At 57.9% G+C, this 7757-nt stretch carries 7 protein-coding genes; 3 read left to right on the top strand and 4 right to left on the bottom strand.

The annotated features are described in order from the left end of the window. Positions 1 to 552, top strand: a 552-nt coding sequence (locus FHS21_RS12075) for an NAD(P)(+) transhydrogenase (Re/Si-specific) subunit beta (protein WP_183661962.1), incomplete at its 5' end; no start/stop codon positions are given. A gap of 59 nt (positions 553 to 611) precedes the next feature. Next, the gene (locus FHS21_RS12070) at positions 612 to 1385 is read left to right on the top strand and encodes a fumarylacetoacetate hydrolase family protein (protein WP_112532309.1); all 774 of its coding nucleotides are present in this window, start codon (positions 612 to 614) and stop codon (positions 1383 to 1385) included. A gap of 117 nt (positions 1386 to 1502) precedes the next feature. On the opposite strand, the gene sucD is transcribed toward FHS21_RS12070, so the two are convergent. The 4 genes from sucD to FHS21_RS12050 form a co-directional block, all read right to left on the bottom strand. Then, positions 1503 to 2384 carry a succinate--CoA ligase subunit alpha gene (gene sucD, locus FHS21_RS12065; protein ID WP_112532308.1) on the bottom strand — a complete coding sequence of 294 codons (882 nt, stop codon included), beginning with the start codon at positions 2382 to 2384 and terminating at the stop codon, positions 1503 to 1505. Further along, positions 2381 to 3556, bottom strand: coding sequence for an ADP-forming succinate--CoA ligase subunit beta (sucC, locus tag FHS21_RS12060; protein WP_112532307.1), 1176 nt, complete (start codon positions 3554 to 3556; stop codon positions 2381 to 2383). Before sucC ends, sucD begins: the two co-directional genes overlap by 4 nt. Positions 3557 to 3761: 205 nt before the next feature. Next, positions 3762 to 5039 (bottom strand): formyl-CoA transferase, encoded by a 1278-nt coding sequence (frc, locus tag FHS21_RS12055; protein ID WP_112532306.1) that lies wholly within the window; start codon positions 5037 to 5039, stop codon positions 3762 to 3764. A 94-nt stretch (positions 5040 to 5133) separates the two neighbouring features. Further along, the gene (locus FHS21_RS12050; RefSeq protein WP_112532305.1) at positions 5134 to 6888 is read right to left on the bottom strand and encodes a thiamine pyrophosphate-binding protein; all 1755 of its coding nucleotides are present in this window, start codon (positions 6886 to 6888) and stop codon (positions 5134 to 5136) included. 572 nt (positions 6889 to 7460) lie between these two features. Here FHS21_RS12050 and FHS21_RS12045 point away from each other — a divergent pair. After that, positions 7461 to 7598 (top strand): hypothetical protein, encoded by a 138-nt coding sequence (locus tag FHS21_RS12045; RefSeq protein WP_162702127.1) that lies wholly within the window; start codon positions 7461 to 7463, stop codon positions 7596 to 7598. The last annotated feature ends 159 nt before the right edge of the window (positions 7599 to 7757 follow it).

The following is a 7757-nucleotide window of genomic DNA, read 5'->3' as shown; positions in this document are numbered from 1 at the left end:
GCGTCCGGCGAGGTCGAACAGCGCCCGGTCAAGCAGGGCTCGGCCGACGATGCCGCCTTCATCATGAAGAACGCCTCCAAGGTCATCATCGTGCCAGGTTACGGCATGGCGGTGGCGCAGGCCCAGCATGCCTTGCGCGAGATGGCCGACAAGCTCAAAGCCGAGGGTGTCGAGATCAAATACGCCATTCATCCCGTCGCAGGCCGCATGCCCGGCCACATGAACGTGCTCCTCGCCGAAGCCAATGTGCCTTACGACGAAGTGTTCGAACTCGAGGACATCAACTCGGAATTCGCCCAGGCCGACGTCGCCTTCGTCATCGGTGCCAATGACGTGACCAATCCGGCCGCCAAGACCGACCCGAAATCGCCGATCTTCGGCATGCCGATCCTCGATGTCGACAAGGCCGGCACCGTGCTCTTCATCAAGCGCGGCATGGGGTCAGGTTATGCCGGCGTCGAGAACGAACTGTTCTTCCGCGACAACACCATGATGCTCTTCGCCGACGCCAAGAAAATGGTCGAGAATATCGTCAAGGCACTCGACCACTGACATTCAGCGGCGGCGGGCAGGAGAAAAGATCCGCACTTCGCAAAAATGGAGGATACAAAATGGCTCAATGGGTACGATTTGACGATTTGGGCATGGAGGGCTTCGGCCTCCTGCAAGGCAAGGATATCATCGTTTATCAAGGCAGCATGTTCGAGCAACCCATCGCCACCGACATGCGGATTCCGCTTGCCTCGGTACGGTTGCTGGCACCTTGCGAGCCTTCCAAGATCATCGCGCTGTGGAACAATTTCCATCAGCTCGCCGCCAAACTCGATGTCGCGAAACCCGACGAGCCGCTCTATCTGTTGAAGGCTCTGTCGAGTGTGGCATCTCCCGAGGCTGTCGTCCGCCGCCCGCCTTCCTATACCGAACGCGTCGGCTATGAAGGTGAGCTTGGCATCGTGATCGGCAAGCGCTGCAGCAATGCGTCGGAAGCGGAAGCCGCAGCCGCAATTTTCGGTTACACCTGTGTCAACGACCTGACGGCGAGTGACATCATCGCCCGCGACAAGACCTTCGCACAATGGGCTCGCGCCAAGAGCTTCGACGGTTTCTGCCCGTTCGGTCCGGTCATCGCCACCGATATCGATCCGGCCGAATGCAATGTCAAAACCGAGCTCAACGGAGCCCTGCGCCAAGACTATCCGTTAAGCGATATGATCTTTCCCCCGGCAATTCTCGTCAGCGCGCTATCCAAGGATATGACGCTTGAGCCCGGAGATCTGATCTGCTGCGGCACGTCGCTCGGCGTCGGCTCGATAAAGGATCCGACCAATACCGTCTCCGTCACCATCGAGGGTATCGGCACCTTGTCGACCACATTTGTCCAGTAGGCATCGATGCTGAAATGAGAGAATACCCGGAAGCCAAGGTTCCGGGTATTCTTCTATCAAACCGGATTTGGATGTTTCAGCGCTCTATCCAACTCCGGCCAGACACGTCATATTCTTTCAGGCCGCTGCGGCCATCGCCTCGCGGATGGTTTCGCCAACGAGATGCGGGCTCTTCGCGATGATCACGCCGGCATCCTTCAGCGCATTGATCTTGTTCCCGGCATCACTGGCAGCACTTTGTGCAAAAGCCCCGGCGTGGCCCATGCGGCGTTCGGTCGGCGCATAACGGCCGACAACGAGCCCGACGACCGGAATGTCCGGTTTGATTCCGGCAAGAAACTCCGCCAGTTCCTGTTCTTCCGATCCGCCTATCTCGCCGATGGCGATAACACCGCGCGTATCCTGGTCGGCAAGGAAAAGCTCCATGCAGTCGCGCATGCTCAAGCCGTGAATGGCGTCACCGCCAATGCCGACTGTTGTCGACTGGCCCAGTCCCGCCGCGCTTACCTGAGCGATAACCTCGCTGGTCAGCGATGCCGAGCGCGACAGGATGCCGACGTGGCCCTTTCGCTCGCTGCCCGTCGCCATCACACCGATCTTGCAGACGCCGGGCGAAAGGATGCCCTGCGAGTTCGGACCAACGAGAACCGTCGAGCTTTGCTTGAGCGCCGCGCGCACGCGCAACATGTCCTGTACAGGCACCCGTTCCGTCAGAGCCACGACAAGCGGCATACCTGCCTCGATCGCCTCGATCATTGCTGCAGCAGCGTTTTCCGGCGGGACGAAAATCATGCTGGCATTGGCGCCGGTCTCATTCATCGCTTCTGCAACCTCGTCAAAGACCGGGAGGTTCAAATGGTAGGTTCCGCCCTTGCCGGGGGTGACGCCGCCTACAATCCGGGTTCCGTATTCCATCATGGCCGCCGAATAATGCGTTCCCGCCCAACCGGTCATGCCTTGGCAGATCACACGGGTGTTCTGATCAACGAGAATGGTCATGATCTTTCTCCATGCGCAGCGGAAACGGCACGGTTCACTGCCGTCCACATGTCGGGACAGTCGATCACCTTGCAGCCGAAATTGGCAAAACGAAAACGGGCGTATTCGGCATTGTTACCGGCCAGACGAACGACGACAGGACACGTGCGGCCCGTGCGCCGCATCGCGATGCCAAGACCATCAGCAATGGTATCGCAGGGCTGCATACCGCCGCCATGCACATTGACGAGAATCGAGCGTACGGCCGGATTGTTGAGAAGAAGCGTGAATCCATGCGCGACATCGAGGCTGGTGGCCGTCGTGCGGATATCCATGAAGTTCGCAGCGCTGCCATTGGCGGCACGCACCATGTCGAGCGTTGCGAGGCCGAGTCCGGCCCCATTGACAGCCAGACCGATATTGCCGTCCATCCGCAAGTAGTTGAGCCGGCGATTTTGCGCGACAAGCTCGATTTCATCGCCGTCATGCTCTTCGCGCAGGGCCATCAGCTCGGGATGCCTGAACAGCGCGTTATCGTCGATGATCATCTTGACATCGACCGCAACGAACTTGCCCTCTTCTGTCACCACCAATGGGTTGAACTCGATGAGCGTTGCATCGAGTTCGACGAAGGCGAGGCGCAACTGGTCGAGAAGCGAAGCAAAGGCAGAGTGGAGGTTGGAACCAAGGCCAAGACGTTGGGCCAAGCCAGTCACGGCCGCTTTCTCCAGTGCATCTCCGGTGCCAAGGGAAAGCCGTTCCAGACGGGTCTCGCCCGATTGAAGCCGCTGCTCGATATCCTCGCTCCCTTCAGCACCGGCGAGGATGGCAATTTCGGCCCTTGCGGCATCAACGAGCAGCGAAAGATAAAGGCTGCGGACTGGGCGAACGGCCGTTTCGATCAACACCCTGTTGACGCGGCAACCGGCTGGTCCTGTCTGTTCGGTTATGAGAGTACGCCCAAGCATCGCGGCTGCAGCGGCTTCCACCTCGCCTGGGGATGAGACCAGACGGACGCCGCCTGCAAGGCCGCGGCCTCCCGCCAGAACCTGCGATTTCACGGCGATCCTCTCCACGCCCAAAGCCTCGGCTGCTTCGCGGGCCTCGCCGGGGGTCAGCGCCACCCGGCCTTCGGGGACATTGATGCCTCTGATGGATAAGAGTGCTTTCGACTGGAACTCATGAAGCTTCATAGCCGCCTCCTCCCTGAAGCGAATAGGCTTATGGTGGGGCGATGCTTAGTACCGCCAGCGAGTCAGTGGAATACATAATGCCAACAAAGATCGAAGCTGTCAATCGGTAGCCAGGTTATGATTTCTGCGCCAGCAACAACCGCACCCTGGTTCGAAAAGAAAACGGCGACACCGGGGGGTTATGCCGCCGTTTTCTCGATGCGGATTACTCGGCAGCGATTTTCTGCGGGGTTCCGAGTGCACCGCTTTTCTGCAATTCGTCGATCGTCCGCTCATCGAACCTCAAGACGTCGCGCAGAATTTCGTCCGTATGCTCTCCCAAAAGCGGCGAACGGGTAACATCTGTCGGACTGTCGGAAAGCTTGATGGGGTTACCGACAGAAAGATAGTTGCCGCGCTCCGGATGCTCCACCTCGACGATCGTGCCCGTAGCCCTCAGCGATTGGTCTTCGGCGATCTCTTTCATGGACAGGATAGGACCGCACGGGATGTCCCTGTCGTTGAGGATTGCCATCGCCTCGAACTTGTCCTTGGTCATCGTCCATTCCTCAATGCGGGCAAAAATCGCGTTGAGGCGCGGCAGACGAGCCACGGGTTTTGCATAGTCGGGGTGTGTCTTCCATTCCGGCTCGCCGATCACGTCGCAAATCGCCTCCCAGACCGGCGCCTGGGTAATGAAGTAGATATAGGCGTTGGGGTCTGTCTCCCAGCCCTTGCACTTCAGGATGCGCCCGGGCTGACCGCCGCCTGAATCATTGCCCGCGCGCGGCACGCTTTCGCCGAATTCGATACCCTCGCCATATTGGCTGTATTCGTTCAACGGACCATGCGCCAGGCGTTGCTGGTCCCGCAGCTTGACGCGGCACAGATTGAGCACGCCATCCTGCATTGCTGCCGAGACTTTCTGGCCACGCCCTGTTTTGGTGCGTTGGAAAAGCGCCGTGACAATGCCGAGGCAAAGATGCAGCCCTGTGCCGGAATCACCGATCTGCGCTCCGGTAACCAGCGGCAGACCATCGCGGAAGCCTGTCGTCGAGGCCGCACCGCCAGTGCATTGCGCGACGTTTTCATAAACCTTGCAATCCTGATAGGGACCGGGGCCGAATCCCTTGATCGAGGCAACGATCATTGCCGGGTTGAGTTCCTGGACGCGCTCCCACGTGAACCCCATGCGATCGAGCGCACCGGGAGCGAAATTCTCCACCAGCACATCGCAATTTTTGATCAGTTCTTCCAGAACCGCCTTCCCGCTCTGATTCTTGGTATCGAGTGTGATCGACCGTTTGTTGTGATTGAGCATGGTGAAATAGAGGCTATCCACCTCGGGGACGTCGCGCAGCTGGCCGCGCGTGATATCTCCAACCCCGGGGCGCTCGACCTTGATGACATCGGCACCAAACCAGGCAAGAAGCTGTGTGCATGTCGGCCCAGACTGAACATGGGTGAAATCCAGGATGCGAACACCCTCCAAAGCTTTCGTCATTCTTTTCTTCCCTTTTTCTGGCGCGGAACTTGTTCCTTCGTTCTGCTTTCTGTCGATTTGAGCCGGCGGCCTTTATGACCGCCGGGCTTTTTCGTTATTTGTACATCGTCTGGTTTTTGGTTCCGGGCGCATACTCATTCGGATCGACCCAGATGTTGACGACCGCCGACCGGCCCGTCTTGGCTATGGCCTCGCGGGCCCGCAGCAGCGCCGGCTGAATTTCGGAAGCTTCGCGAACCTCTTCGCCGTGATTGCCGAGCATGTGCGCGAATTTGGAGAACTCGACGTCGCCAAGCTTGTTGCCGACATTGCCGCGTTCCTCGCCATATTTTGCAACCTGGCCATAACGGATCTGGTTCATCGAAGAGTTGTTGCCGATAACCGCAAGATAAGGCGCGTTGAACCGGTCACAGGTTTCCATGTCGAAGGCAGTCATCGAGAAGGCGCCGTCACCATAGTAGCAAAGCACTTCCTTTTGCGGATGAGCCAGCTTGGCTCCGAGCGCGAAGCCCGTCCCGACGCCCAGCGAACCAAGCGCGCCGGGATCCATCCATTGACCCGGATTGCGCGGGCGCACCGCCTGAGCCGAGATGGTCACCACGTCGCCACCATCGCCGATGTAGATCGTATCCTCGCCGAGGAACTCGTTGAGCTCGTATGCGACCCGGTAGGGATGGATGGGGCTTTGGTCCGACTTGAGAAGCGGCAGTACCTTGTCATAGGCGATGACTTCCTGCTGCTCGAGAGTCTTCATCCACTCGCGGCGCGCCTGGCGCTTGCCCTTGTCGATCCGGGCGGATGCGGCCTGCAGAACCGCCGAAAGTATGGCACCCGGATGGCCAACGAGCCCGAGATCTATATCGCGGTTCTTGCCGACGGTGCGGTAATCCTGATCGATCTGTACCAGGGTAAGGTCCTTGGAAATCCGCTTACCATAGCCCATGCGGAAGTCGAACGGCGTGCCGATTACCACGATCACATCGGCATTGTTGAATGCAAAGCCGCGTGTGCGGTCGAAGTGATGAGGGTCACCGATCGGCAGCGTGCCGCGGCTTGCGCCGTTGAAGTAGCCGGGAATATCCAGCCCGCGCAGCAACTCGACTGCAGCCTGCGTGCTGCCCGACGTGAAGACCTGCTGTCCAAACAGAACGGCGGGGCGTTCGGCATTCACCAGAACATCGGCAAGTTTTTCGATATCCGCCGGATCACCGATTGAGTAGGTCGAGGCCCTGTATTTGCCCGGCTGCGGAATAACAGCCTTTTCAATAGGGATTTCGCGATCCAGAACGTCACGCGGAATTTCCAGGTAGGAAGGTCCAGATGCACCGGAGAAACACTCGCGCGCCGCCATGGAAATCATATCGGCAATGCGTTCGGTCGAAGAGACGCAGGCAGCAAACTTGGTGATCGGCGTCATCATGTCGACATGCGGCAGATCCTGCAGCGAGCCCATCTTGTGCTGGGTCAAGGCGCCCTGCCCGCCAATATGAAGCACCGGGCTTTCCGAGCGGAATGCCGTGGCGATACCGGTTACGGCATTGGTGCAGCCTGGACCGGCGGTCGTGACAACACAGCCCATCTTGCCTGTCTGGCGGGCATAACCATCGGCCGCATGAGCAGCGACCTGCTCGTGGCGCACGTCGATAATGCGGATGCCTTCATCGATGCAGCCGTCATAGATATCAATGATGTGACCGCCGCAAAGCGTGAAGATGGTGTCGACGCCTTCATTCTTCAGCGCCCGCGCCACCAAATGGCCACCGGACACCACGCTTCCGTCGCGTACCTTCCGCTTCAATGTATCTTCAGCCGTTGATGTGGCCTTCTCAACCTTTGTGACGATTGTCATGAACGTCTTTCCTCCTATTGAATTTTGTCGTCTCTTATCGTTGGCGCTTGGCTGCCCACCTGTTTCCCGAATGCGAAGCTCCGGGAGCGGTCTCTACACACGGTTGCCGCACCAGCAGTGTCTTGTTCAGGGAGCCAAGCGGCTCAGCTACATCGAGATTTTGCATGCGATAAACGCTCGTTGAGATCGATGGGCCCTGTCTTCCCCCTGCTCCGGATTGCCGCCTCAAAGACGCAACCAGCGGAGACAGTCGAAAGAGCCGAACCGGATTTACAAAGTCCGCGGCGCTTCCTTACCCGCGTGTCGGGTCAGCTGAAGTGCTCTTGCAGAATTTCTGGCATAATAAATACCATAAGTCAAACACCCTTCACAAAGATAATTGTCGGTCGGGAGAAACCGACCCAGGCAGCAAAAAAGCATCGAAACAAAAGGCCTGCCTGAAGCGTTGTAGGAGTGTGCAGTGCACAACCTATGCAAAAATGGGATGCTGATATGCGTCTGGCGCCGTTGTGAACTGGGATATGGTATGCCAGATAGTGGCCATCTTAAACGGTATACAGGAGTGTCAAATCATGCCGGCACGTGCAGAAATAGCCAATTCAGCCGATCGTACCGCCCGCCGCGGTATCATCGAGACGATTCTTGCCTTTCTCGACAGCGTTGCACGCACAAATGCACGCAACAAAAATAACGAACCTTTCGGTCTTTAATCGCTGAAAAGTTACTTGTCCTCCCCTTAAACGGCTGCCGGATTGCCTCCAGCGGCCGTTTAACGTTTTGAATACATTCAGTTTTTATAAAAGTTGTATAGCAATACCAGCTTGGCTCTTGTCTTTTGGTATAACAGATACCAGTATGTCCCAATCAGC

Source organism: Phyllobacterium trifolii, assembly GCF_014192095.1.
In the GTDB taxonomy this organism is placed as follows: Bacteria; Pseudomonadota; Alphaproteobacteria; order Rhizobiales; family Rhizobiaceae; genus Phyllobacterium; species Phyllobacterium trifolii.
The sequence above is the reverse complement of the archived record's forward strand: the minus strand, read 5'-3'. Positions and strand labels throughout refer to the sequence as shown.